The organism is Paraburkholderia heleia NBRC 101817 (assembly GCF_000739775.1).
GTDB lineage: Bacteria > Pseudomonadota > Gammaproteobacteria > Burkholderiales > Burkholderiaceae > Paraburkholderia > Paraburkholderia heleia.
Genome location: NZ_BBJH01000022.1, coordinates 1 through 20,075 on the forward strand (window position 1 = coordinate 1; position 20,075 = coordinate 20,075).

The window sequence follows — 20,075 nt, forward strand, 5'->3', positions numbered from 1 at the left end:
GTGAAATTCGGAAAACGCGTAAGCGCAATCGCCTCAAACGTGGCGTTGCATGACGCGCTCGACGAGTTGCAGATAGTGGTCGAGATCCGGCGTTGGCTTGCCGGCCACCTTCGCGAGGTCGTCCCAGCGGCGCAGGCGCACCGCGTCTTCGGCGTGGGGTCGCGCAGCGAAATCGCGCGCCTCATCCGCATTGAAAATGCCACCCTGCAATTCGAGGCTGCGCACCGAGTCTGCGGAGAGGCAGCCAAAATACGCCTTATCGACGGCGCAGAGGTAGCGCTTCGCATCGACGTGCAAGCGGATCGGCTCCAGGACGCTATCGGGCAACACGGGCCGCAGGAACGGCAGCGCATAGTACTGGTGCAGATCGTCGATGCCGCGTTCGGTCGGCGTTTCGCCCTGACGATTGAGCAGGTGACCCAGATCGTGCAGGAACGCCGCAGCGGTCAACTCTTCGTTCGCACCGTCTTCTTCCGCCAGCGCGCCGCTTTGCAGCGCGTGCTCCAGTTGCGTGACCGGTTCGCCGCTATACGCCAACGCGCCGTATGTCTCGAACAGCTCACGAATTTCCGCGAGGCTCAGTGCCATCTTCTTCAACTCCTCTGCCAGGTGAATTCGGCGACGGCCCGCACGAGCGCACCGCCCATCGTTCCTTCTGCTCTCAGTCGCCGCAGGACTCGCGCATGCGCCTGGCCGATTCATCGGCGTCGCGCGATGCGAGCGCGCTCAACAGCGCCCGATGCCCCGCATACGATGCATCCAGCGCATTGTGCGCCGGCGCCGCACGCCGCGGCGAGAGCCGCAATTCGCGCACGGCGCCCTCATAGGTCTCGCGCAGCCTGGCGTTGCCAGCCGCTGCGAAGAGCGACGCGCGAAAAGCGTCGCGCGCCTGTAGAAAAGCCTCGCCGCTCTCGGCGACTACCGCGTCGCGCATCGCGTTGAGGTGCTCGCGCAACTCGGCGACCTGCGCCGCGTCGATGCGCGGCGCCAGCATCCGGCACGCCGCTTCGCGCAACGCCGCGCACACTACGCCCAGTTCCTGGGCCTCGGCCGCGCCGACGCTGCGCACGAACACACCCCGATGTTTCTCGTTGCGCACAAGGCCTGCCTGCTCCAGCGCGCGAAACGCTTCGCGCACGGGTCCGCGCGAGACGGCGAGGCGTGCCGCCCAGTCGGCTTCGTTGAGTTTGTCCCCGGGCGCGAGCATGCCTGCCGCGATACGCCGCTCGATCTCGTCGCGCACCAGCGCTGTGAGCGAATGCTGGCGCACCATGGCAAGCGGCGTCATGTCGGACAACGCCTGAGGATCGCGACCAGGATCGCTCGCGTTCCCGTTGCTTGCGCACTCATCGCTCATCGAATCTTGCACGTCCTGCCCTGCCTGTCTGTTGCACGCCTGCGGCGCATCGAACCGCATGGCATCCATCCGCTCAGTCCGCCCGCCGGCGCGGCACACGTGCTGCGATCAGCAGCAGCGCGGCCAGCGAGACGAGCAACAGGACCAGCGAGAGCGCCGAAGCCGGCAGGTAGTAACCGCGCTCGACTGCCCCCACCACGACGATCGGCACCGTCGCAAATCCCGGCGGATACACCGTGAGCGTCGCGCCCAACTCGCCGAGCGACAGCGCGAAGCCGAGCGCGAGACTCGCGCGGATGGCCGGCACGAGCTGTGGCAGCACCACGCGGCGCAGCACCATCGAAGGCGGCGCTCCGAGACTCGCTGCCGCTTCGCGCAGCACAGTCAGCTCGGGACGCAGCGCGGCCGCAGCGCATCGGTAGCAAAACGGCAGTACCAGAGCGAGCTGCACGAACACGACGATCGCAGCCGAACTCGACAGATCCACAGGCGCCTTGTGATAGGCGATCAGCACCGCGAGGCCGAGCACCACGCTCGGCACGCCGTTGGGCACCATCGCGAGCGTGTCGACGACCGCGCCCAGACCGCGCCGGTCGCGCCCTTCGAGCGCGAGTGCGAGCCACAGACCCAGCGCCGTGCCGAGCACCGCCACGCCGAAGCCGATTTCGAGACTCGTTGCGAGCGCATCGAAGTCGGTCGAGCCGAGGCGCTCGAACCAGCGCGTGCTGAAACCGTCGGGCAGGATCGTGCCCGACCAGTGCGACGCGACGCTCGACAACGCGACGACGATCACCGGCAACACGAAAAGCCAGAAGCACAGCAGCGCCGCGAAGCCAAGCAGTACCGCGCTGGCGATGCGCGAGAAGAGACTGCGCTCGACAGGCCGCGCACGAAGATGCCTGGGCGGCAGCGCGATACGGTCGGAACCGGCGGCGGGACTAGTTGACATTGCGCACGCCTCCATGACTGCGGCGATTCACGCGCCGATACAGCGCATACAGGGAAAGCGACATCGCGAGCATGACCACGGCGCCTGCGGCGGCCGTCGGCAGATCGAGGTCGACCGTGGCCGAACTGTAAATCGCCACCGGCAGCGTGATGAGGTGCGCGCTGCCGAGCACGAGCAGAATGCCGAACTCGTTGAACGTCAGCAAAAAGCACAGGATCGTGCCCGCCGCGATCCCCGGCCACGCGAGCGGCAGGATCACGCGCAGGGCGACCATCCGGCCGTTCGCACCGAGACTGCGTGCGGCTTCGATCAGGCGCATGTCGAGCAGCGCGAACGCGGCGAGCGTCGGGCGCACGACGAACGGCGCATAGAACACCACCTCCGCGAGCACCACGCCGCCGATGCCGAACAGGAAGTCGAGCGGAGGCGCCTGCAAATGAAAGAGCCGTTGCAGCCCGATGCTCACGGAGCCCTGCGAGCCGTACAGAAAAATCAGCGTGAATGCGACGAGAAACGACGGGAACGCCACGAACAGTTCCAGAAAACGCGTGACGAGCTGTGCACCCGGAAACGGTTTGAAGAACAGCAGCGCGGCCAGCGCGACGCCGAGCACGGAGGCCAGACCGGCGCTCAGGAACAGGATCCATAACGTCGTGGCGATCACGCCGCGCGACTCGGGATTGCCGAAGAACGCTTCGTACGCGTGGAAGCTCAAGCCATGCGCGCCCGAAAGACTCAGCAGCACGAGCCGCACGAGCGGATAGACCACGAGCGGCCCGAGCACGAACACGAGCAGAAACGCGATATGCCACTGCGCGCGCCGTTCGCGGCGGCGCACGGCAGCCGCGTGCGCGTCGGCGCCGGGCAGAGCCTGAGCGGAATCAGGGGTTGATAAGGACGACATCGTCAGCCTCGTAACGCAGGGACACGCGCATGCCTTTCGCCGGCGTCGCGCCGTGGCCGCGCTGCATGGTGACGAGCACCGGTTCGTTCGGCATCGCGTCGAGCAGCACCGGCACCGAGAGCACCGAGCCATACCACTCGACCGATTCGATCGTGCCGTGCAGCGCGCCTTCGCCGAGCGGCACGATGCGCAGGCTTTCGGGGCGCAGGCACGCGAGCCTGTCGCGCACGTCGTGGCGCGCGTCGCCTACCGGGAACGCGACGTTCGGCGGCAGCAGGTTCGCCGCGCCCAGATAGCGGGCCACGTAGGCGTCGCCCGGCGTGTCGTAGAGTTCCTGCGGCGTGCCGAGCTGCGCGATGCGGCCATCGCGCATCAGCAGCGTGCGGTCGGAGAGCACGAGCGCGTCATCCTGATCGTGCGTCACGCAGACGATCGTGAGATCGGGCAGGCGCTCGTGCAGTGCCTTCAATTCGGAGCGCACCGAAGCGCGCAGATTGGCGTCGAGTGCCGAGAGCGGCTCGTCGAGCAGGAGCACGTCCGGCTCGATCACGAGCGCACGCGCGAGCGCCACGCGCTGCTGCATGCCGCCGGAGAGTTGCGCGGGCATGATGTGCCCCGCGTCGCCGAGCTGCACGAGCTTGAGCGCGTCGGCCACGCGCCGCGCGATGTCGCGCGACGGCACGCGCCGCGCCTTCAACCCGAACGCGACGTTCTCGAACACCGAGAGATGCGGAAAGAGCGCATAGCTCTGGAACAGCAGACCCAGGTTGCGCTGATGCGGCGGCACATGGGTCAGGTCGTGGCCCGCCACGGTGAGCGAGCCCGCGAGTCCATCGGCTTCGATGAACCCGGCGATGAAACGCAGTAAAGTCGTCTTGCCGCAGCCGCTGCGGCCCAGCACGGTCAGCAGTTCGCCGCGGCGGATCGTGAGCGACAGATCGTCGAGGACAGTGCGCGCACCGAAGCGCACGCTCAGGTGGTCGATCTGCACGCCCGCCACGCCTGAGGCGTCCGTGGCGTCAGTCAGTCCGGACACATCCGGCAGCGCGCGGGCCATGCCGGCCGGCGCGAGGCTTGCGGTATTCACCGGGTTCATCTCCTGTCGGCCAGAGTTGGCGCTCGAGCTGCCGACCGGAGTCAGGGCTTTAGTCCTGACTCCGGTCCCATGCAGAGCCCTCACTCCGGTCCCATACAAAGTTGCAGGTACGGTTGCTTACTTCGGCTTCACGACTTCGATCTGCTTGCCCGACGTGCCGATCACTTCGTTCTTCCAGCGCGTAGTCCAGTCGGCCTTCTTCGCCATCACCTGGTTCCAGTCCACCGGAATCAGCTTCACGCCCTGGATGGCCTGCTTGACCGCTTCGCCGTTCTTGCCCGTGAGCGCCACGTCCGTGCGGGCCGGAATGCCGAAGATGTCCGGCACCTTCGACTGTACGTCCGTCGACATCAGGTAGTCGATCAGCTTCTTGCCTTCCGCCTGATTCGGGCCGTTCTTGATCAGGCCGATTGCGTACGGCAACTGGAACGTCGTGGGACGACCGCCAGCGTCGGCCGCGAGAAAGATCGGCTTGAGCGAGAGGCCGCCGTTGGCGGCGTCGTCGAGATCCATCTGCAGGTCGCCGTTGGCCACCGAGATTTCGTTGCGCGAGAGCAGCACGTCGAGGTAGCCCGTGCCCTTGGTGTGGAACTTCGCGCTCTGCTCGAGCTTCTTGAGGTAGTCGAACGCCTTGTCTTCGCCCATCAGCGAGGTCGTGAGGATGATCACGGCCATGCCGTCGCCGGCCGTGGCCGGGTTCGAGTACGCGACCTTGCCCGAGTAGTCCGGGTGCAGCAGGTCAGCAAACGTCTTCGGCTCGTTCTTCACGACATCGGGGTTGATCGCGAACGAGAAGTAGTTGTTCACGAACGTCGCCCACGAACCGTCGGTGGCCTTCGCGATCGTCGGCACGTTCTTGTAGTTCACGCTCTGGTACGGCTGGAGCAGGCCGCTTTGCTGCGCCTGCTGGATGAACGGCGGCAGCGTGACGATCACGTCGGCCTTCGGCGAGTCCTTCTCGACGTTCGCGCGGTTCACGACTTCGCCGCTGCCCGCCGTCACGATGTTGACCTTGACGCCTTCCTTCTTCTCGAAGGCCGGCAGCACGTCCTTGTAGAGATTTTCGAGGCCGTCGGCCGTGTACAGCACGACGGCGTCGGCGGCGTGCGCGCTCGCGGCTGCGCCCAGCAGCGCCGCGGCGGCCGCGATCGGCAACAGCTTGCGTGCAAAACCCGCGCGATGGGAATTCGTGTGGTTCATGTCACTCTCCGAAGGCAAAACCAGATGCTCGGGATACCCGATGCGTTTGTGATTGAATGGATCGAACTGAGCTGAACAATCCGGACTTCGGCGGACTGCGCCGCCTGTCATAGCCCGTCTGGCGGTAGACTCGTATCACGGATTGCAGATTGTTTACAATCCGGAACTTTCCGCCTGAACCGTCCAGCCCGGCGAAGCCGCGAAGCTGCCGCCCGCCTCGCTTACCGGCCCACCTGGACGGGCCCCGCAAGAATCACAGGTTTTGATGACATGCGCATGACGATTGTGGCGTTTGTCAACAAATTCCACAATTCGCCAATATTCGACAAGCCACATAAGCGCGCAGATTCCGCCGCTCACGAGTTGGCGGCAGGCATGCGAACGTGTAGACGGGCAAAAAGCAAACGCGGAGCGCGCCGCGCTGCAGGCAGACTCAGGCGATGACGAGTTCGGGGCCGCGCGCCGCGATGGCGCGAGCAACGCTCTTTTCGGGCGCAAGCTCGGTGATGACGTAGCGCGCCTGCTCGAAGCCGTTGATGCGCACGGGCGTGACGCGCCCGAACTTCGAGTGGTCGGCGACGACGATCGCGCATGCCGTGGCCGCGAGCATGCAGCTGCGCACCTCGGCGACCATGCGCGAGTAGTCGGTGAGCCAGCCGTCGGCCGTAATGCCGCCCGCCCCGACGAACGCGAAGTCGGCGTGGTACTGGGCGAGCTGTTGCACGGTGTCGAGGCCGAAGGTCGCTTCCTCGTGGTCGGACAGCTCGCCGCCCAGCAGCGTGACGCGGTTTTCGTTGCGGCGCCCGAGCAACAGCGCGATGCGCCAGTCGTTGGTATAGACCGTGAGCCGATGGCGGTCCGTGAGCGCGCGCGCGAGCGCATGCGTGGTGCTGCCCGAATCGATGATGACCGAGGCGCCGTCGGGCACGAACTCCGCCGCGCGCTCGCCGATCGCGCGCTTGGCGCTCGCGTTGGCGGCCTCGCGCACGTCGAGATCGGGCTCGCGGCGATCGCTCGAGAGCGCGCCGCCATGGGTCGTGACGAGCAGCCCGCGCTCCGCGAGCGTATTGAGGTCGCGCCGGATCGTCTCGCGCGAGACGCGCAGTTCGCGCACGAGATCCGCCACGGAAAGCGCGCCTGTCCGGTTCACTTGCGAGAGGATGTATTGGTGACGTTGTTCTGCGAGCATCTCGATGGGCGCGGGTCGTGCGTCGAAAAAACGCTGGGAATAAAGTGAGTCCGGCGTGGATCCGGAAAAGCCGCCGTATTGTAGTACGCATGCGCAGAACGAGCCGGTCCTGCCATCGCGCGCGCATCCCTGCTAATCTCGTGGAGACCGCGCGCTCACGCGACGCTCGCTTTGCCGACCACTGGAATTCATGCGTTCACGACTTCGTCAATTGCGTCTGCTGTTTTGTGCACTGCGTTATGGCTTCAGGCTGATCTGGCTCGCAGCTCCCGAGCATCACAAGCTGCACTGGTTCCTCACGCTCGCCTCGAACCTGCACGGCGACCCGCGTCTCGCCTCGCGCCTGCATGGTTCGCTGCCGCGTCTCGCGCCGCTCGCCGCGGCCTTCGCGCAAACGCTCGCCACCCGCCCCGAGCTCGCGGGCGTGACCCTGCACGATGCGATCGATGCCATCGGGCATTTCGAAGAACCCCTCGCGGGCGAGGCGCTCGGCGCCACGCTGCGCGCCGCGCTTGGCAAGCCGCCCGAAACGGTGTTCACGTGGCTCGACCCCAGGCCGGCCCATAACGGCTGGTGCGAGCAGACGCACATCGCACGGCTCGCGCTGCCGGTGAACGGCCACCAGACGATCACGCTGCGCGTGCTGCGCGCAAAACAGGTCCAGGCAGTCGACGACGACGCCGCGCTCCTGTGCGCCGTGGCCCGCTGGATAGAGCGCTTTTCGCGCGTCGCACGCAAACTGCAACTGCATGCGCTCGCGCAGGCGCTGCGAGACGACCTGCATCGCCGCTTCGACCTGCGCGCCCAGGCCGCGAACCTGAGCCAGAGCGGCCATCAGCTTGGCGACGACCCGCGCATCGTCGTGCCCGACGTGATCTGGGACCTCTGCACCCTTCAGACGATCGCGGTGCAGCACATCGACACCGTGCGCGCGACCGATCTCGCCGGGCTTGCCGAGCACCACATCAATGTCACGCAAGTCGCGGCGCATCTGATCGAGGTGGTCACGCGCCAGGCGTTCGAACACGGGTTCTTCCACGCGGCCCTCGACGCGAGCCGGGTCGCGGTGAGCGTCGAACCCGAGACGCGCGGCCGCCTCGTGCTCGCGGGCGCGGCGCTGATGACGAGCCTGTCTTCGCCTGAACGCGAATTCTTCGTGCACGGCGCGACCGCATTGTTCGAACAGGACTACGGCCGGCTCGCCACACTGCATCACGTGGCAGGTCATGTGCCCGCACACGCACGCACCGAACAGATCGAGGCCGAATTGCGCACGCGCAGCGAAGCGCATTTCGCAAGCGACACTGACGAGCGCAGCGCCGGGGCACTGTTCCATCATCTGCTGCACTCGGTGCAGCCGTTCGGAGGCGAAGTCTCGCCGCGCCTCGTGGCGGCGCAGCGCGCGTTCGGCCAGGCCGAGCAGCTGGCCCGCTCGATTCATCCGGGCGTCGACGCATGGGGCATCGCGCGGCACACGCTCGCCGACATCGCCCGGCAAGATATCGGCCACCATGGCTGGATCAGGCGACTCTCGCAGGAGTTGCCCCACCTCGCGCAAATCGCACCGCGCGTGCCGCAGATGGTGTTCCGCTTCCTCGAACATCACGCGAAGGGCGGCCACGGTCCCGCTGCCGGACAGGCCGCGCAGCAGGCAGCGCTCGATGCCTGGCGCCGCGAGCATCGGCGCACGCGCGCGCTGCTGCTCGCCTGTGCGGTCTGCGGCGGCTTGATCGGCGTGACGGCGGTGTTGTTTGCGAGCTAGCGGCCGCTAGCGTTTCCGCTTTCCGTTTCCGGCCCGGCGATGTTTGCATTAGCCGACATCGCACAGGCTCGGCGGTTAGTTGCGTTCCGCTCGTCGAGCGATGCACGTCCTGGCCAGTGCAGTCCTGAACAAGACCGCAACCTGCACGTCGCGCGATACTCCGAGCCTTTCGTGTTTCTCAGCGCGCAACGTCAGCGCACCCTCTTCGACACCGATGTTCGCCATCTTCGCACCCACTCTTTTCGTCGTCCTCTGGTCGACGGGTTTCGTCGTCGCGCGCGCCATTGCGCCCTACGCCGATCCCAACCTGTTCCTGCTCGCGCGCTTTGCGGGCACGGCGGCGCTGTTCACGATCGTGGCGCTGGTGATGCGCGCGCCCTGGCCGCGCGGACGTGAAATCGGCAAGCATCTCTTCGCCGGCGCGCTCCTGCAGGGCGTCTATCTGGGCGCGGGCTACTGGGCGGTCGCGCAGGGCTTGAGCGCGGGCGTGATGGCGCTCCTCGGCGCGCTCCAGCCGCTCCTGACAGCTGCCGTCGCGGCACGCATGTTCGGCGAACGCCTGCCGCCGCGGCGCTGGTCGGGCATGTCGCTCGGCCTCGCCGGCGTCGTGCTCGTGCTGAGCCCGAAGTTGTATGCCGCCATGCACGCCGCCGGCGGCGCCATCGCCGACGCCGCTGCCGCTGCCACTGGCGCGCCCACGCACGCTCACGCGAACCCGCTGCTCGTGGTGGTGGTCGCAGTGGTATCGGTCGGATCGATCACGGCGGGCACGCTTTACCAGAAGACTTCGCTCGCGCAAGCCGACATTCGCAGCGCGAGCGCCGTGCAGAACCTCGGCGCGGCCATCGTCGCCGCCGCGCTCGCACTCGCGCTCGGCGAGACACGCTGGATCGCCACGCCGACCCTGTGGTTCTCGCTGGCCTGGGGCATAGCGATGCTCTCGGGCGCGGGCGTGACACTGCTCGTGTGGATGGTGCGCCACGGCGACGCCGCCCGCGCCACCGCGCTGCTCTTTCTCGCGCCACCGCTCGCGGCGCTCGAAAGCTGGCTGCTCTTCGGCGAAACGCTCACGCCCATGCAGATGGGGGGCTTCGGCGTCGCGCTCGCAGGCGTGCTGCTCGCGCGGCGCGCGTAGCGCATGCGCATGCGCTGGCGCGCCTTCGCCGAAGCGCGCGCTCAGTCAGCGGTGTCGGCGCCGGCCGGCACTTTCGCGCGTGCCTTGCCGCCGGGTGCGGGCGACCACGCCGGACGCGTCTTGCGCTCCGAATCGACAACGACGATGAAGCGTCCCGCCCACGGCGTGATCTCGCGGTCCGAGTGGAGGACCCAGAGCGACTTGCCCGCATCGACGAGCGCCTGGTATTCGGCGTCGATGATGCCGTAGTGGTCGATGAACGCGTTGAGCGTCGCGGGAATCCGCACGCAGCCCTTCGAGTGGCGGATGCCGAGCAGCGGCTCGAGGCGGTCGGGGTCGGTGGCGTGCATCTGGAAGCGCATCTGCGAATATCCGCCTTTGCCCCAGCCGCGTTCGCCGTCCACCCAGCCGAGGTCGTAGATGCGCATGTCGCGCCGGCCATAGCCGCGGATGTTGTTCTGGTTCATGGTGCCTTCCGCGCGGAAGTCCATATTCAGCGGCGTGTGCTCGAACACGCCGAGCGGCGTGAGGAAGTGGTCGAACTCGCCGGGGCGTCCCGTCGCGACCGGCGAAGCGCCGATCATGAGCCAGGGCTCGTCGGGCATGGCGCGGAAGTAGATGAAGAGCGCCTGCACATTCGCGCTGCGATCGACGAGGATGACGTACTCGCCCGCCAGCGCGCCGAGGTTCTTCTCTTCGAGCGCGGCCTGCAGGCGCTGGCCGTATGCGCGCTGCTCGGCCAGCGGCACATGCAGGCGCCGGTTGACATCGCGCGCGAAGCGCTTGCGCATTTCGAGCGCGCCGCGGGTTTCCTCGGCGGCCTCCTCCGGCGTGAGCATCCGGTGAACGGGCAGCACGAGTTCGGGAGGCGCTGAGGCGGCCAGCGCGGCCGAGGCCGCGGAAGCCGACGAAGCCGCCGATGCAGGGGGCACGCCCAAAGCGGCCGGCTTCGGCGCGCCGTGCACGGCGCCCGAGGCAACGTGCGCGCCTGAAGCCGTCGCGGCGTCGGAGGCGTAAGCGGCGCTTGCCGCCCACGAAGCGTAAAACCAGGTGGAGAGTGCGATCACGATTGCGCGGCGCGCCGGCGCGCCCAACCACTGCGTTTTATGATGGGGGAGTTTCGGGGCGTCGCCCCGGACGCCACCGCGTACGCGAGCGCCCATGCGCCGCGAAAAATTGTCGTTCATCGTGAGTCCGGCCGATTGTGTGTCTTGTCTGAAGTCGGATACGTCGGGCGCCGTGTCTTGCGGCGTCGCTGACCGCGCCACGACCACCCGACATTAGACCAGACAACGCAGGCTAAGCGCATACGTCGCGTACACAGCCAATTTGAGGACCGCCCATGCCCGCCCAATCGGACGCCAGACCCGCAACCGACCGCCTCGCCCGCCAGCAACGCATCATCGCCGAACTGAACGTCGCGGAGCGCTTCGACGCACACGCCGAGATCGAGCGTCGTGTGCGCTTCCTCGGGGAGCGCCTCGAGGCAAGCGGGCTGCAGACGCTCGTGCTGGGCATCAGCGGCGGCGTCGACTCTGCAACGGCCGGGCGCCTCGCGCAACTGTGCGTGCAAAGCCTGCGCGCGCAGGGCCGCACGGCGGCACGGTTCGTCGCGATGCGTCTGCCCTACGGCAGCCAGCGCGACGAAGCGGACGCCGCCGCTGCGCTCGACTTCATCGCCGCAGACGACATCCTGACCGTCGACATGCGCCCCGCCGCCGACGCGCTGCTCGCCTCGCTCACAGCGGGCGGCCTCGCCTTCGCCGACGAGAGCGTGCAGGACAAGGTTCACGGCAACATCAAGGCGCGCGAGCGGATGATTGCGCAGTACGCGGTGGCCGGTGCGCGAGCGGGACTCGTGATCGGCACGGATCACGCGGCGGAATCGCTAATGGGCTTTTTCACGAAGTTCGGCGACGGCGGCGCCGACGTGCTGCCGCTCGCGGGCCTGAACAAGCGGCGCGTGCGCGCGCTTGCGCGGGCGCTGGGCGCTCCGGCCACGCTGGTGGAGAAAACGCCCACTGCGGATCTGGAAACGTTGCGCCCGCTGCATCCCGACGAAGACGCCTACGGGATCGGCTATGAGGAGATCGACGACTTTCTGGAAGGCCAACCGGTGAGCGAACGTGCATACGAGACGATCTTTCGCTTTTACGAGTCGACGCGCCACAAGCGGGCGCTGCCCTATACACCGTACGACACTGCCGACGACGGCCGCTGAAGCGCGGCCCGAACGGGTCAGTTGCCTTGCGGCGGCTCCTCGTCTTCGAACGGTGTCGCACTCACCCTCAGCGCGACGCCCGCGAGACGGCGGAACTGAAGTTCGCGCGCCACGGCATCGGCCACGTACGGCACTTCGGAGTCGAGTTCGAGGTCCGCATGCGCGTTGGGCGTGCCCGCGTCATAAACGGTAATGCCCTTGGCGTACTTGCCGAGTTCGCGCTCGAAAAAGCTGCGCACATCCTGCTCGCTGCAGGTTTCCGGAACATTCCAGACAGTCAGGTGCATGACGGCCTACCTCGCGTGGTATTCGAGTCCGACGTGCAGCGTTTAGCGGAACCGGCGGGGTTGCGTCGCGCGTACGCGCACGGGCTGCAGGCTCGCACGAGCGCGGGTCCACGCTACCTGGCCGAGCACGGCAACGACGCCAAGCAGTAAAAAGCTGGACGTAAGCATTGTTGTGACTCCCTCTTGTTGATGAATGTCAGCATAGTCGCATTTGCTGAGCGGTGCGCTGCGGCATATTGTCTAGCGGCGGATGGTTACCGATTGCCGTCGGATTGGCCGCCGTGCATGCCTGAACCGGACCGCAATCGGCGTGCCCGAGGCAGGAAAGGTGCGCGCGAAACGGCGCTTCAGGACCCGTCGTCGCGGCTTGCCGAGGTCGTCTCGTCGGCCGACCCGCCACAATCCATGCGCGTGAGGCGATTGTACTGATGCACCCAGTTGCCGGTGATCGCGGCCTGCGCCTGGGCCAGCGTCATGCGTCCCGCGCATACGCAGCGCTTCAGGCGCACCGTGAGCAGCGACTTGCGGCGCTCGCCGGCATGGCCGCCCCATGGGATGAGGTCGAAGTTGGCCGTGGCGTCCGGCGCCCCGCCGAGTACGATCGGCACGCGCCGGTCGAGCGCGTAACCCACGCCGTCGTCGGCGCCGATACCGCGCGCCGCGAGCATGCGGTCCTTCAGCGCCATGGTCTCGTCGAACGGCGGCGCCACGGTGTCGGCGTAGCCCGGACGGCAGATCGTGTCCGTCACCGACTCCTGCGTGACGCGCGTATCGAGAAGCTGTGGATCTTGCGCGAATGCGGCCTGCGCAGCACTGCCCGCAGCGAGTGCCAGCAGCGAAACGCGCAACGCGCGCGCGCGCCACCGCGGCGCGCCGGGGCGACAAGCAATGCCTTCTGTCATGCGGCGCGCAATGCGGCGTGCGGCTGCCTTTTCTGCGTTCATGGTTGAGCGCATCGTGCAGCACGATGCGCAATGGTTGGTTGGTGCCGGGCTATTAAACCACAATCAAATATTGTCGGGGGCAATTGCGCGCATTGGTTTGCAGACATGCACTTGCGCACATCGCGCGCCGGCCCGCGCTCCTGCGCCGCTAGCTTTCGCAATCTCAAGGTTTCGTACGGAATGTTTGCTCTGTAATCCCAGGTAATTTACGCACCTGGCGGAATGTCCGGCCGTTGCGCCGATGCCGGCTGTTTGGCCGATGGCAGCAGGCGACGCGATAGCGCATAATGGGCCGCCCGGTCAGCTCCAAAGCGGAGCGCATCGCGCGCATTCCAGGAAACGAGGAAACCCCATGTCCATTTCCATGTATCAAGCATCGGTGCCCGTGCTCGTGCGCGGCCTCACCAATCTGCAAAACATCATCGGCAAGGCTCAGGCACATGCAGCGGAAAAGCAGATCGACCCCTCCGTGCTGACGGGCGCGCGGCTCTTCCCCGACATGCTGCCGCTCATGCGTCAGATCCACATCGCCACCGACACCGCAAAGGGCTGCGCGGCGCGCCTCGCCGGTGTGGAAGCTCCGAAATTCGAGGACGTCGAGGTCACTTTCGACGAATTGCACGCCCGTATCCAGAAGACCATCGACTATCTGAACGGGTTCAAGCCGGAGCAGATCGACGGCACGGAAGCGCGCAGCATTACGCTCAAGATGCGCAGCGGGCCGATCGAGTTCACGGGCCAGAGCTATCTGCTGGGCTTCGTGCTGCCCAACTTCTTCTTCCATGTCACCACGGCCTACGACATCCTGCGTCACAACGGCGTGGAACTGGGCAAGCTGGATTATCTTGGCGGGCGCTAACGCGAGCCGCTAAACGCGAGCGACAAGAAAGCGTGCGCAGCACAAGGCGCCGCACGCTTTCTGGCAATCGCCGGTCCTGACGGCGGCGTCAATCGAGCGAGAGCCGCAGCGCGAAGCCGATCAACGCGGACGAAAACGCCCACTTCTGGACCGTCTGCGCGAGCGGATGGCGGCGCAGCCATACGGCGATGCGCGCCGCACCCAGCACATAGATCACGTCGAAGACCGCGCACACGGCAACGAGCAGCACGCCCAGTACGGACACCTGCAGCCAGACCGAGCCCGCCTCGGGCCGGATGAACTGCGGCAGCAGCACCGAGCAGAACAGCAGCGCCTTCGGGTTCAGCAGGTTCGTGAGCAGCCCCTTGGCGAAATCGGCGCGGCGCGGCCGCACTACGGCCACGGCCTCCTGCACGGGCATCGCGAACGCCGGCGCGCGGAAAATCTGCACCGCGATCCACGTGAGGTAAGCCGCCCCCGCGTATCGCACGACTTCATAAAGCCACGGCGCGTTGCGCAGCAAGGCCGCGAGACCGCAGGCCGAGAGCGTCACGTGGGTCGCGCGGGCGAGTCCGAGGCCGCAGGCCGCCGCGAAGCCGCTGCGTGTGCCACGGCTCATGCTGGTCTGCATCACGAGCGCCATGTCGGCGCCGGGCAGCGCGCAGACAATAATCAGGGCGACAATGAACATCAACAGCAGATGGGCGGAAATCATGTTGGCCTCGTGTGAAAGAGGCTCTATCTTGCCGCTACACGCAGAGCGACTTCTGGCGATTTTCATACCGCTCCAGCCACACATTGGCGTAATACGCTAAGATTTCAGAATCTGCGCCACATTTCCCCTAACCATCATGAGCGACCTCGACAAACTCGACCGGGCGATACTCGGCGCGCTGCAAACCGACGGACGCATGCCGAACGCACGGCTCGCCGAAACGGTGGGCCTGAGCGAAACGCCGTGCGCGCGGCGCCTCAAGCGCCTCGAACAGGAGGGCTATATCGAGCGTTACCGGGCCGTGCTCTCGCGCCGCTCGCTCGGTTATGGCGTGGTGGGATTCGTCTCGGTGCGCTTCGCCGTGCACGACCGCGCGCTCGCCGACCGCTTCGAGCGCGAGGTGCTGGCGATCGAGCGCATTCTGTCGTGCCACAACGTAGCCGGCACGGCGGACTATATTTTGCAGGTGGTGGCCCGCGATCTCGACGACTACGGCACCTTCATGCGCGACCAGCTGCGCAGCTTGCCCGGTGTCACCTCGGTCGAATCGGCGCTGTCGCTGCGCGAAGTGAAGGCCGAGGGCGGACTGCCCCTGCCCTGAACACACTCAACCCCATTCACGCAAGAACGGAGCTTTCGATGACCCCAGAACAGGCACGAGCCGAGGAAGCCGCCGCCATGGAACGCGTCTTGAGCGCGACCCAGCGCGTCAAGTCGGCGTTCACCTCGCTGCAGTCGCAGTTTCCGCCGGAAGGCGACGGCAAGCCGTCGCAGTTCGCGCTGCAGACCTTCGACATGGCGCTCCAGGAACTCGAGGACGCCCAGGCCGCCTTTGACGAGATGCTCAACGATCTCTTCGACGGCGAACGCTGAATCTACCCGCGTTTGCTGCGCGCTGCGCAAAAGCAGAACGGCGTGCAGCCCGCGGACAGCCTCGCCAATGATTCGGATTCCAGATCAATATCGGCAAAGCATGACTGATGAGATGAACCCCGTCACCGTGCTCGGCGTGGGCGTCGTCGTACGCAACGGCGATACGTGGCTGCTCGGCCTGCGCAAAAGCGCATGGGGACGCGACACGTGGGCGTGGTTCGCGCGGGACGCATTGCCCGCCAACCTGTTCGAGCCCACGCGCCTCTACTTCGCGACCCGCTAGCGCGTCGCGGCTGCGGCGCGCTCCCGTGCGAACGCCGCGATACGCTTGCAGGCCTCGACGAGCCTCGGTTCGTCCACGACGAAACCAAGCCGCACATAGCCATTTGCGGTTTCGCCGAACGCGCTTGCGTCGAGCACGGAAACCTTCTGCGTCTCGAACAGCTGCCAGGTGAACGCCTGCGTGTCGAGGCCCGTGCCGCGGATGTCGATCATCATGAACATGCCTGCTTCCGGCAAGAGGCACTTGAGACCCGGCACGCCCGCGAGCCGCTCGTAGACGATGTCGCGCCGGCGGCGATAGATCTCGCGCATTTGCGCGACGATCTGCGCGCGGTTGTCGAGCGCCGTGATCGCCGCCTCCTGGATGAAACCGGGCAGCCCATAGAGCATGCAGAGCGCAAGCCGCGCCAGATGCGCGATCATGGTTTCCGGCGCGATCACCCAGCCGAGGCGCCAGCCCGGCATGGCATGCGACTTCGACAGACTGCCGAGCGTGACCGTGCGCTCCGCCATGCCGTCGAGCGCGGCAATGCTCACGTGCTCGCGCTCGAACGTGAGGTCGGCGTAGACCTCGTCGGAGAGCACCCACAGGTCGTGGCGCCTTGCCAGTTGCGCGACGCGTTCGAGGTGCGCGCGCGGCATCACCGCGCCGGTCGGGTTGCACGGCGTCGCGAAGAAGATCGCGCGCGTGCGCGGCGTGACGGCTGCTTCGAGCGCATCGCAGTCGAGATGAAAGCCGTTGCCGGGATCGACGGGCACCGGCACGAGCGTCGCGCCCGACACGCGGATCGCGGCCTCGTAGGTCAGGTACATCGGCTCGGGCACGAGCACTTCGTCGCCGGCCTCCAGCAAACAGAGCGACGATGCGAACAGGCCGTTCTGCGCGCCTGCGCAGAGAATCACGTTCTGCGCGCCGACCGCGCGCCCGCTCTGCTGCGTATGTTCGCGTGCAATCGCCTCGCGCAGCGGCTCGCGGCCCATGATGGCCGAGTAGTGCGTATCGCCTTCGCGCAGCGCGGCCACGGCGCGCTCGACGATGGGCGCGGGCGTGCCGAAGTCCGGGTCACCCACGCTCAGCACGATCACGTCCTCGCCACGCGCCGCGGCCTGCACCGCTGCGTGATGGATCTCCCACGCCGTCGTGCGACGGCCCTGCAAACGCTCGACCAGATTCGAATACTTCATCTTCCGCGACTCTCCCGAACGTGCGGCGCGCCTCGCGCGCCGTGGCGTTCAAACCGTTCCTGTTGATTCGTGTGTGCCACGATACCAAGGAACGATGCCGCCGGGAAATGTCGATGCACTCATGCGCATATCCAACATGGTGTTAGTATTTCCAGCCTGTTGGATGACATTTGGGTCGACAGACCCGACGCGCGGCTCCATGTCCTCACCCTACGAAGTCCCGGCGCTACGGCGCATACATGACATTCTCGACGTGCTCGCCCACGCTCAAGGTCCGATGCGCGCGGCGGCAATCGCGCAGGCCACCGGCCTCTCGCGCAGCACGCTCTACCTGATGCTCGATTCGCTCGAGCGCCGGCGCTGGATCGAAAAGCGCGCCGACGGCTATATCGTCGGCGTCACGTTGTTCGAGCTAGGCAGTGCCTACGTGCGGCACGATCGGCTCCAGGAAGTGTTCCGCCAGGAAGCGACCGTCTTCGTCGCGACGCATAACGAAGTCGTTCAGCTAGCGGTGCTCGACGGCGCAGAAGTCGTGTATCTCGCGCGCGAGGACCCCGCGCGGCCCGTGCGTCTCGTCTCCGATCTCGGCTCGCGGCTGCCCGCGCACTGCAGTGCGCTGGGCAAGGCGCTGCTCGCCAGCCTGGCCGACGACGAGGTCAACGCCATCCTGCCGCGCCAGCTTCCCGCCGTGACGGCCAACACCATCACGCGCAAGCAGGACCTGCTGGCGGCGCTCGCCGCGATACGCCGCTCGGGCCTCGCGCACGAGCGGGAAGAAGTGACGGCGGGCATCGCATGCTTCGCGGCGTTCGTCGGCGTGACGGCGCTTGGCAAGCGTGTGGCGGTCAGCGCGAGCCTGCCGCTGGAGCGGCTGGACGCGCGCCGCGAAAAGCGGCTTGCCATCGCAGTGGTCGAGATGGCGCAGCGTATCGCCAAGGGTCTTTGAAGACGCAGGCGCAAATCGCACGCTCGCGCCGGATGCTCAAGCGCTCTCGCGCGGCACGACGGTGTACTGAATGCGCGTTTTCGCGGGATGCGACGCGCCCGCGCCATCCGCCGCCGCAAGGGCGGCGACGATCGCCTCGCCGGTGCGCTGACCAATGCCGTAGGCATCGACCGAGATCGTGGTGATCGCCGGATGGCAGCACGCCGCGATCTCGAAGTTGCCGAAGCCGGCAACCGCCATGTCGCGGGGCACGCTCAGGCCGCGCCGCTGGCACTCCATGATCGCGCCGAACGCGGACATGTCGCTCACGCACATCACCGCCTGCGTGTCGGGCCAGCGCGCGAGCAGCTCGGCCATGGCGGGCGCGCCGTGGCTCATCGTGACCGGCGAGTCGCCGAGTTGCACGACGCGGTGCCTTTCGAGCCCGAGCGCCTTCATCTCCATCTGAAAACCCCGGAGGCGGTCCAGACCGCGCCGGTCCAGGTCGCCCGCGCCGCCGAGAAAGCCGATGCGGCGATGCCCCTTGTCCGCGAGATAGCGCACCATCTCGCGCGCGGCGCTCACGTTGGAAAAGCCCACGGCCATGTCGATCGGCTCCGTTGGCAGGTCCCACATCTCGACGACCGGTACGCCCGAGCGCTGCAGCAGCGTGCGCGTGGCGTCCGTATGCTGCGCGCCCGTGAGCGCGATGCAGCGCGGCTGATGGCGCAGCATCTGGCGCACGAGACGCTCCTCGCGATCGAGGAAGTAGTCGGTGTCGCCGATCAGCAGTTCGAGCCCTTGCGGTTCGAGCACGGCGGTGAGGCCGCTCACGGTGTCCGAGAAGTTGGAGCTGGAAAGCGAAGGCACGAGCACCGCGACGAACGACGAGCGCCCCGAGGAAAGCGCGCCGGCCGCCGCGTCGGCCACGTAGCCCAGCTCGTCGATGGCGCGCCGCACCCGCTCGCGGGTCGCCTCCGACGCGCTGCGCCCCGCCATCACGCGGGACACCGTCATTTTCGAAACGCCCGCGAGACGGGCGACATCGGACATGCGGGGCGGCGTGGCTTTCGGAGCGCTGGTTTTGGACATCGCGGCTGGACGGCAAAATAAAAGGAACGCATATCATAACGGCTGTGCCCTTCTTTTCCTCGTTTCGCGCTGTTGCACGCCATCGCCTTCGTAGGCGCCCATTTAATTCGCCATCCTTATCTTCGTGCCGATCGCGGCGCAAGCGAGCGCCGTTCGAATCGGCAATCCAGGAATTCGGTCACAATCGATGACCGGCGCCAGGGGATGCGCGCTCCCGCGCAGACACTCCGCAGCCTATCCACGAGCCTGGAGGAAACTTGCCATGTCAGGACCCGCCCGCACTGTTGCCGAGAAACGCGCCGAATTTCGCGCGCTGCACGCCGCCGGTTGCTTCGTGCTGCCGAACCCGTGGGACGTGGGCAGCGCGCGCTATCTCCAGAGCCTCGGCTTCAAGGCGCTCGCGACCACCAGCTCCGGCTTTGCATGGTCGCGCGGCCACGCCGACAACACCCTGCCGCGCGACGCGATCCTCGCGCACCTGCGCGAAATCGTCGCGGCCACCGACCTGCCTGTGAACGCCGACTTCGAAAGCGGCTTCGGCGCGGATCCCGCAGGCGTCGAAGCAAGCGTGCGCCTCGCCGTCGAGACCGGCGTCGCCGGGCTTTCCGTGGAAGACTCGACCGGCGACGACGCAACGCCGCTGCTGCCGATCGAGGTTGCCGTCGAGCGCATGCGCGCGGCGCGGCGCGCCATCGACGCGTGCGGCGGCGACACCGTGCTCGTCGGCCGCGCGGAGAACTTCGTGGCGGGCGTGCCCAATCTCGACGATGCCATCGCGCGCTTGCAGGCCTATGCGCAGGCAGGCGCGGATTGCCTCTATGCACCCGGCATTCAGACACGCGAGCAGATCGCGGCCGTCGTCAGCGCTGTCGCGCCAAAATCGGTGAACGTGCTGATCGGGGCGAAGTCGGCTTTCACGCTCGACGAACTGGCCGCGCTCGGCGTGCGGCGCGTGAGCGTGGGCGGCGCGCTCGCCCGCACCGCGTGGGGCGCTTTCATGCACGCGGCGCAACGGCTCACCGAAGGGCGTTTCGACGGCTTCGAAGGCGCGGCCCCCGGCGCGACGCTGAACGCCGCCTTCCGTAGCGAGAGCTAATCGC

Annotated in this window: 22 protein-coding genes; 9 read left to right on the top strand and 13 right to left on the bottom strand. The window is 67.0% G+C overall.

Annotation, left to right across the window (positions count from 1 at the left end; translation table 11 throughout):
* Nucleotides 1-33: 33 nt before the first annotated feature.
* The 7 genes from BHE01S_RS18470 to BHE01S_RS18500 all read right to left on the bottom strand — a co-directional run bounded on the left by BHE01S_RS18470 (nucleotide 34) and on the right by BHE01S_RS18500 (nucleotide 6,695).
* Nucleotides 34-588: a phosphonate degradation HD-domain oxygenase gene (locus BHE01S_RS18470; protein WP_042266464.1), complete on the bottom strand. Its 555-nt coding sequence runs from the start codon at nucleotides 586-588 to the stop codon at nucleotides 34-36.
* 73 nt (nucleotides 589-661) lie between these two features.
* Nucleotides 662-1,288, bottom strand: a complete 627-nt coding sequence (locus BHE01S_RS18475; RefSeq protein ID WP_245639776.1) for a GntR family transcriptional regulator — start codon at nucleotides 1,286-1,288, stop codon at nucleotides 662-664.
* A gap of 142 nt (nucleotides 1,289-1,430) precedes the next feature.
* Nucleotides 1,431-2,306 (bottom strand): 2-aminoethylphosphonate ABC transport system, membrane component PhnV, encoded by an 876-nt coding sequence (gene phnV, locus BHE01S_RS18480; RefSeq protein ID WP_042266466.1) that lies wholly within the window; start codon nucleotides 2,304-2,306, stop codon nucleotides 1,431-1,433.
* Nucleotides 2,296-3,210 (bottom strand): 2-aminoethylphosphonate ABC transporter permease subunit, encoded by a 915-nt coding sequence (locus tag BHE01S_RS18485; protein WP_042266467.1) that lies wholly within the window; start codon nucleotides 3,208-3,210, stop codon nucleotides 2,296-2,298. The genes phnV and BHE01S_RS18485 overlap by 11 nt, the downstream gene beginning before the upstream one ends.
* Nucleotides 3,188-4,297 carry a 2-aminoethylphosphonate ABC transport system ATP-binding subunit PhnT gene (gene phnT, locus BHE01S_RS18490; RefSeq protein ID WP_042266712.1) on the bottom strand — a complete coding sequence of 370 codons (1,110 nt, stop codon included), beginning with the start codon at nucleotides 4,295-4,297 and terminating at the stop codon, nucleotides 3,188-3,190. The genes BHE01S_RS18485 and phnT overlap by 23 nt, the downstream gene beginning before the upstream one ends.
* A gap of 126 nt (nucleotides 4,298-4,423) precedes the next feature.
* Complete coding sequence (gene phnS / locus BHE01S_RS18495) at nucleotides 4,424-5,506, bottom strand: 2-aminoethylphosphonate ABC transporter substrate-binding protein (RefSeq protein WP_042266470.1); 1,083 nt, start codon at nucleotides 5,504-5,506, stop codon at nucleotides 4,424-4,426.
* A gap of 433 nt (nucleotides 5,507-5,939) precedes the next feature.
* Nucleotides 5,940-6,695 carry a DeoR/GlpR family DNA-binding transcription regulator gene (locus BHE01S_RS18500; protein ID WP_042266471.1) on the bottom strand — a complete coding sequence of 252 codons (756 nt, stop codon included), beginning with the start codon at nucleotides 6,693-6,695 and terminating at the stop codon, nucleotides 5,940-5,942.
* A gap of 190 nt (nucleotides 6,696-6,885) precedes the next feature.
* On the opposite strand from BHE01S_RS18500, the gene BHE01S_RS18505 reads away from it, so the two are divergent.
* Together BHE01S_RS18505 and BHE01S_RS18510 are read left to right on the top strand one after the other, a co-directional pair.
* Complete coding sequence (locus tag BHE01S_RS18505) at nucleotides 6,886-8,457, top strand: ABC1 kinase family protein (protein ID WP_042266473.1); 1,572 nt, start codon at nucleotides 6,886-6,888, stop codon at nucleotides 8,455-8,457.
* 214 nt (nucleotides 8,458-8,671) lie between these two features.
* Nucleotides 8,672-9,592 carry a DMT family transporter gene (locus BHE01S_RS18510; RefSeq protein ID WP_042266475.1) on the top strand — a complete coding sequence of 307 codons (921 nt, stop codon included), beginning with the start codon at nucleotides 8,672-8,674 and terminating at the stop codon, nucleotides 9,590-9,592.
* Between the two features lie 41 nt (nucleotides 9,593-9,633).
* On the opposite strand, the gene BHE01S_RS18515 is transcribed toward BHE01S_RS18510, so the two are convergent.
* Complete coding sequence (locus tag BHE01S_RS18515) at nucleotides 9,634-10,755, bottom strand: L,D-transpeptidase (RefSeq protein WP_157025479.1); 1,122 nt, start codon at nucleotides 10,753-10,755, stop codon at nucleotides 9,634-9,636.
* A 179-nt stretch (nucleotides 10,756-10,934) separates the two neighbouring features.
* On the opposite strand from BHE01S_RS18515, the gene nadE reads away from it, so the two are divergent.
* On the top strand, nucleotides 10,935-11,813 hold the full coding sequence (nadE, locus tag BHE01S_RS18520) for an ammonia-dependent NAD(+) synthetase (protein ID WP_042266476.1): 879 nt from the start codon (nucleotides 10,935-10,937) through the stop codon (nucleotides 11,811-11,813).
* Nucleotides 11,814-11,830: 17 nt separating this feature from the next.
* On the opposite strand, the gene BHE01S_RS18525 is transcribed toward nadE, so the two are convergent.
* Together BHE01S_RS18525 and BHE01S_RS38680 are read right to left on the bottom strand one after the other, a co-directional pair.
* Nucleotides 11,831-12,100: an RNA-binding protein gene (locus tag BHE01S_RS18525; protein WP_042266479.1), complete on the bottom strand. Its 270-nt coding sequence runs from the start codon at nucleotides 12,098-12,100 to the stop codon at nucleotides 11,831-11,833.
* Between the two features lie 347 nt (nucleotides 12,101-12,447).
* On the bottom strand, nucleotides 12,448-13,044 hold the full coding sequence (locus BHE01S_RS38680; protein WP_174479514.1) for a hypothetical protein: 597 nt from the start codon (nucleotides 13,042-13,044) through the stop codon (nucleotides 12,448-12,450).
* Nucleotides 13,045-13,396: 352 nt separating this feature from the next.
* On the opposite strand from BHE01S_RS38680, the gene BHE01S_RS18535 reads away from it, so the two are divergent.
* Nucleotides 13,397-13,903, top strand: a complete 507-nt coding sequence (locus BHE01S_RS18535) for a DUF1993 domain-containing protein (protein ID WP_042266481.1) — start codon at nucleotides 13,397-13,399, stop codon at nucleotides 13,901-13,903.
* 88 nt (nucleotides 13,904-13,991) lie between these two features.
* On the opposite strand, the gene BHE01S_RS18540 is transcribed toward BHE01S_RS18535, so the two are convergent.
* On the bottom strand, nucleotides 13,992-14,618 hold the full coding sequence (locus tag BHE01S_RS18540; protein WP_042266482.1) for a LysE family translocator: 627 nt from the start codon (nucleotides 14,616-14,618) through the stop codon (nucleotides 13,992-13,994).
* Nucleotides 14,619-14,754: 136 nt separating this feature from the next.
* Between BHE01S_RS18540 and BHE01S_RS18545 the strand changes: the two genes are divergently transcribed.
* The 3 genes from BHE01S_RS18545 to BHE01S_RS37870 all read left to right on the top strand — a co-directional run bounded on the left by BHE01S_RS18545 (nucleotide 14,755) and on the right by BHE01S_RS37870 (nucleotide 15,774).
* The gene (locus BHE01S_RS18545; protein WP_042266484.1) at nucleotides 14,755-15,219 is read left to right on the top strand and encodes an Lrp/AsnC family transcriptional regulator; all 465 of its coding nucleotides are present in this window, start codon (nucleotides 14,755-14,757) and stop codon (nucleotides 15,217-15,219) included.
* Nucleotides 15,220-15,257: 38 nt separating this feature from the next.
* Nucleotides 15,258-15,491 carry a hypothetical protein gene (locus BHE01S_RS18550; protein ID WP_042266486.1) on the top strand — a complete coding sequence of 78 codons (234 nt, stop codon included), beginning with the start codon at nucleotides 15,258-15,260 and terminating at the stop codon, nucleotides 15,489-15,491.
* A 112-nt stretch (nucleotides 15,492-15,603) separates the two neighbouring features.
* Entirely contained in the window at nucleotides 15,604-15,774 is a 171-nt protein-coding gene (locus tag BHE01S_RS37870; protein WP_157025474.1) for a hypothetical protein, read from the top strand.
* Here the strand turns inward: BHE01S_RS37870 and BHE01S_RS18555 are convergent.
* Nucleotides 15,771-16,958: a pyridoxal phosphate-dependent aminotransferase gene (locus BHE01S_RS18555; RefSeq protein WP_042266487.1), complete on the bottom strand. Its 1,188-nt coding sequence runs from the start codon at nucleotides 16,956-16,958 to the stop codon at nucleotides 15,771-15,773. The genes BHE01S_RS37870 and BHE01S_RS18555 overlap by 4 nt on opposite strands.
* A gap of 199 nt (nucleotides 16,959-17,157) precedes the next feature.
* On the opposite strand from BHE01S_RS18555, the gene BHE01S_RS18560 reads away from it, so the two are divergent.
* A complete protein-coding gene (locus BHE01S_RS18560; RefSeq protein WP_042266488.1) occupies nucleotides 17,158-17,904 on the top strand; it encodes an IclR family transcriptional regulator in 747 nt (248 codons plus the stop codon).
* A gap of 36 nt (nucleotides 17,905-17,940) precedes the next feature.
* Here BHE01S_RS18560 and BHE01S_RS18565 read toward each other — a convergent pair whose 3' ends face one another.
* Nucleotides 17,941-18,936 carry a LacI family DNA-binding transcriptional regulator gene (locus BHE01S_RS18565; protein WP_042266717.1) on the bottom strand — a complete coding sequence of 332 codons (996 nt, stop codon included), beginning with the start codon at nucleotides 18,934-18,936 and terminating at the stop codon, nucleotides 17,941-17,943.
* A 301-nt stretch (nucleotides 18,937-19,237) separates the two neighbouring features.
* On the opposite strand from BHE01S_RS18565, the gene BHE01S_RS18570 reads away from it, so the two are divergent.
* Complete coding sequence (locus BHE01S_RS18570) at nucleotides 19,238-20,071, top strand: isocitrate lyase/PEP mutase family protein (protein ID WP_042266490.1); 834 nt, start codon at nucleotides 19,238-19,240, stop codon at nucleotides 20,069-20,071.
* Nucleotides 20,072-20,075 lie beyond the last annotated feature (4 nt).

What these genes read in the sequence shown, in the direction of transcription:
- BHE01S_RS18500 (WP_042266471.1), bottom strand. Translation starts at nt 6,695, where the DNA reads ATGCTCGCAGAACAACGTCACCAATACATCCTCTCGCAAGTGAACCGG.
- BHE01S_RS18510 (WP_042266475.1), top strand. Translation starts at nt 8,672, where the DNA reads ATGTTCGCCATCTTCGCACCCACTCTTTTCGTCGTCCTCTGGTCGACG.
- BHE01S_RS18535 (WP_042266481.1), top strand. Translation starts at nt 13,397, where the DNA reads ATGTCCATTTCCATGTATCAAGCATCGGTGCCCGTGCTCGTGCGCGGC.
- BHE01S_RS18560 (WP_042266488.1), top strand. Translation starts at nt 17,158, where the DNA reads ATGTCCTCACCCTACGAAGTCCCGGCGCTACGGCGCATACATGACATT.
- BHE01S_RS18545 (WP_042266484.1), top strand. Translation starts at nt 14,755, where the DNA reads ATGAGCGACCTCGACAAACTCGACCGGGCGATACTCGGCGCGCTGCAA.
- BHE01S_RS18540 (WP_042266482.1), bottom strand. Translation starts at nt 14,618, where the DNA reads ATGATTTCCGCCCATCTGCTGTTGATGTTCATTGTCGCCCTGATTATT.
- BHE01S_RS18565 (WP_042266717.1), bottom strand. Translation starts at nt 18,936, where the DNA reads ATGTCCGATGTCGCCCGTCTCGCGGGCGTTTCGAAAATGACGGTGTCC.
- phnV (WP_042266466.1), bottom strand. Translation starts at nt 2,306, where the DNA reads ATGTCAACTAGTCCCGCCGCCGGTTCCGACCGTATCGCGCTGCCGCCC.
- phnS (WP_042266470.1), bottom strand. Translation starts at nt 5,506, where the DNA reads ATGAACCACACGAATTCCCATCGCGCGGGTTTTGCACGCAAGCTGTTG.
- BHE01S_RS38680 (WP_174479514.1), bottom strand. Translation starts at nt 13,044, where the DNA reads ATGAACGCAGAAAAGGCAGCCGCACGCCGCATTGCGCGCCGCATGACA.
- BHE01S_RS18515 (WP_157025479.1), bottom strand. Translation starts at nt 10,755, where the DNA reads ATGGGCGCTCGCGTACGCGGTGGCGTCCGGGGCGACGCCCCGAAACTC.
- BHE01S_RS18525 (WP_042266479.1), bottom strand. Translation starts at nt 12,100, where the DNA reads ATGCACCTGACTGTCTGGAATGTTCCGGAAACCTGCAGCGAGCAGGAT.
- BHE01S_RS18505 (WP_042266473.1), top strand. Translation starts at nt 6,886, where the DNA reads ATGCGTTCACGACTTCGTCAATTGCGTCTGCTGTTTTGTGCACTGCGT.
- BHE01S_RS18555 (WP_042266487.1), bottom strand. Translation starts at nt 16,958, where the DNA reads ATGAAGTATTCGAATCTGGTCGAGCGTTTGCAGGGCCGTCGCACGACG.
- BHE01S_RS37870 (WP_157025474.1), top strand. Translation starts at nt 15,604, where the DNA reads ATGAACCCCGTCACCGTGCTCGGCGTGGGCGTCGTCGTACGCAACGGC.
- nadE (WP_042266476.1), top strand. Translation starts at nt 10,935, where the DNA reads ATGCCCGCCCAATCGGACGCCAGACCCGCAACCGACCGCCTCGCCCGC.
- BHE01S_RS18570 (WP_042266490.1), top strand. Translation starts at nt 19,238, where the DNA reads ATGTCAGGACCCGCCCGCACTGTTGCCGAGAAACGCGCCGAATTTCGC.
- BHE01S_RS18485 (WP_042266467.1), bottom strand. Translation starts at nt 3,210, where the DNA reads ATGTCGTCCTTATCAACCCCTGATTCCGCTCAGGCTCTGCCCGGCGCC.
- BHE01S_RS18475 (WP_245639776.1), bottom strand. Translation starts at nt 1,288, where the DNA reads ATGACGCCGCTTGCCATGGTGCGCCAGCATTCGCTCACAGCGCTGGTG.
- BHE01S_RS18470 (WP_042266464.1), bottom strand. Translation starts at nt 588, where the DNA reads ATGGCACTGAGCCTCGCGGAAATTCGTGAGCTGTTCGAGACATACGGC.
- BHE01S_RS18550 (WP_042266486.1), top strand. Translation starts at nt 15,258, where the DNA reads ATGACCCCAGAACAGGCACGAGCCGAGGAAGCCGCCGCCATGGAACGC.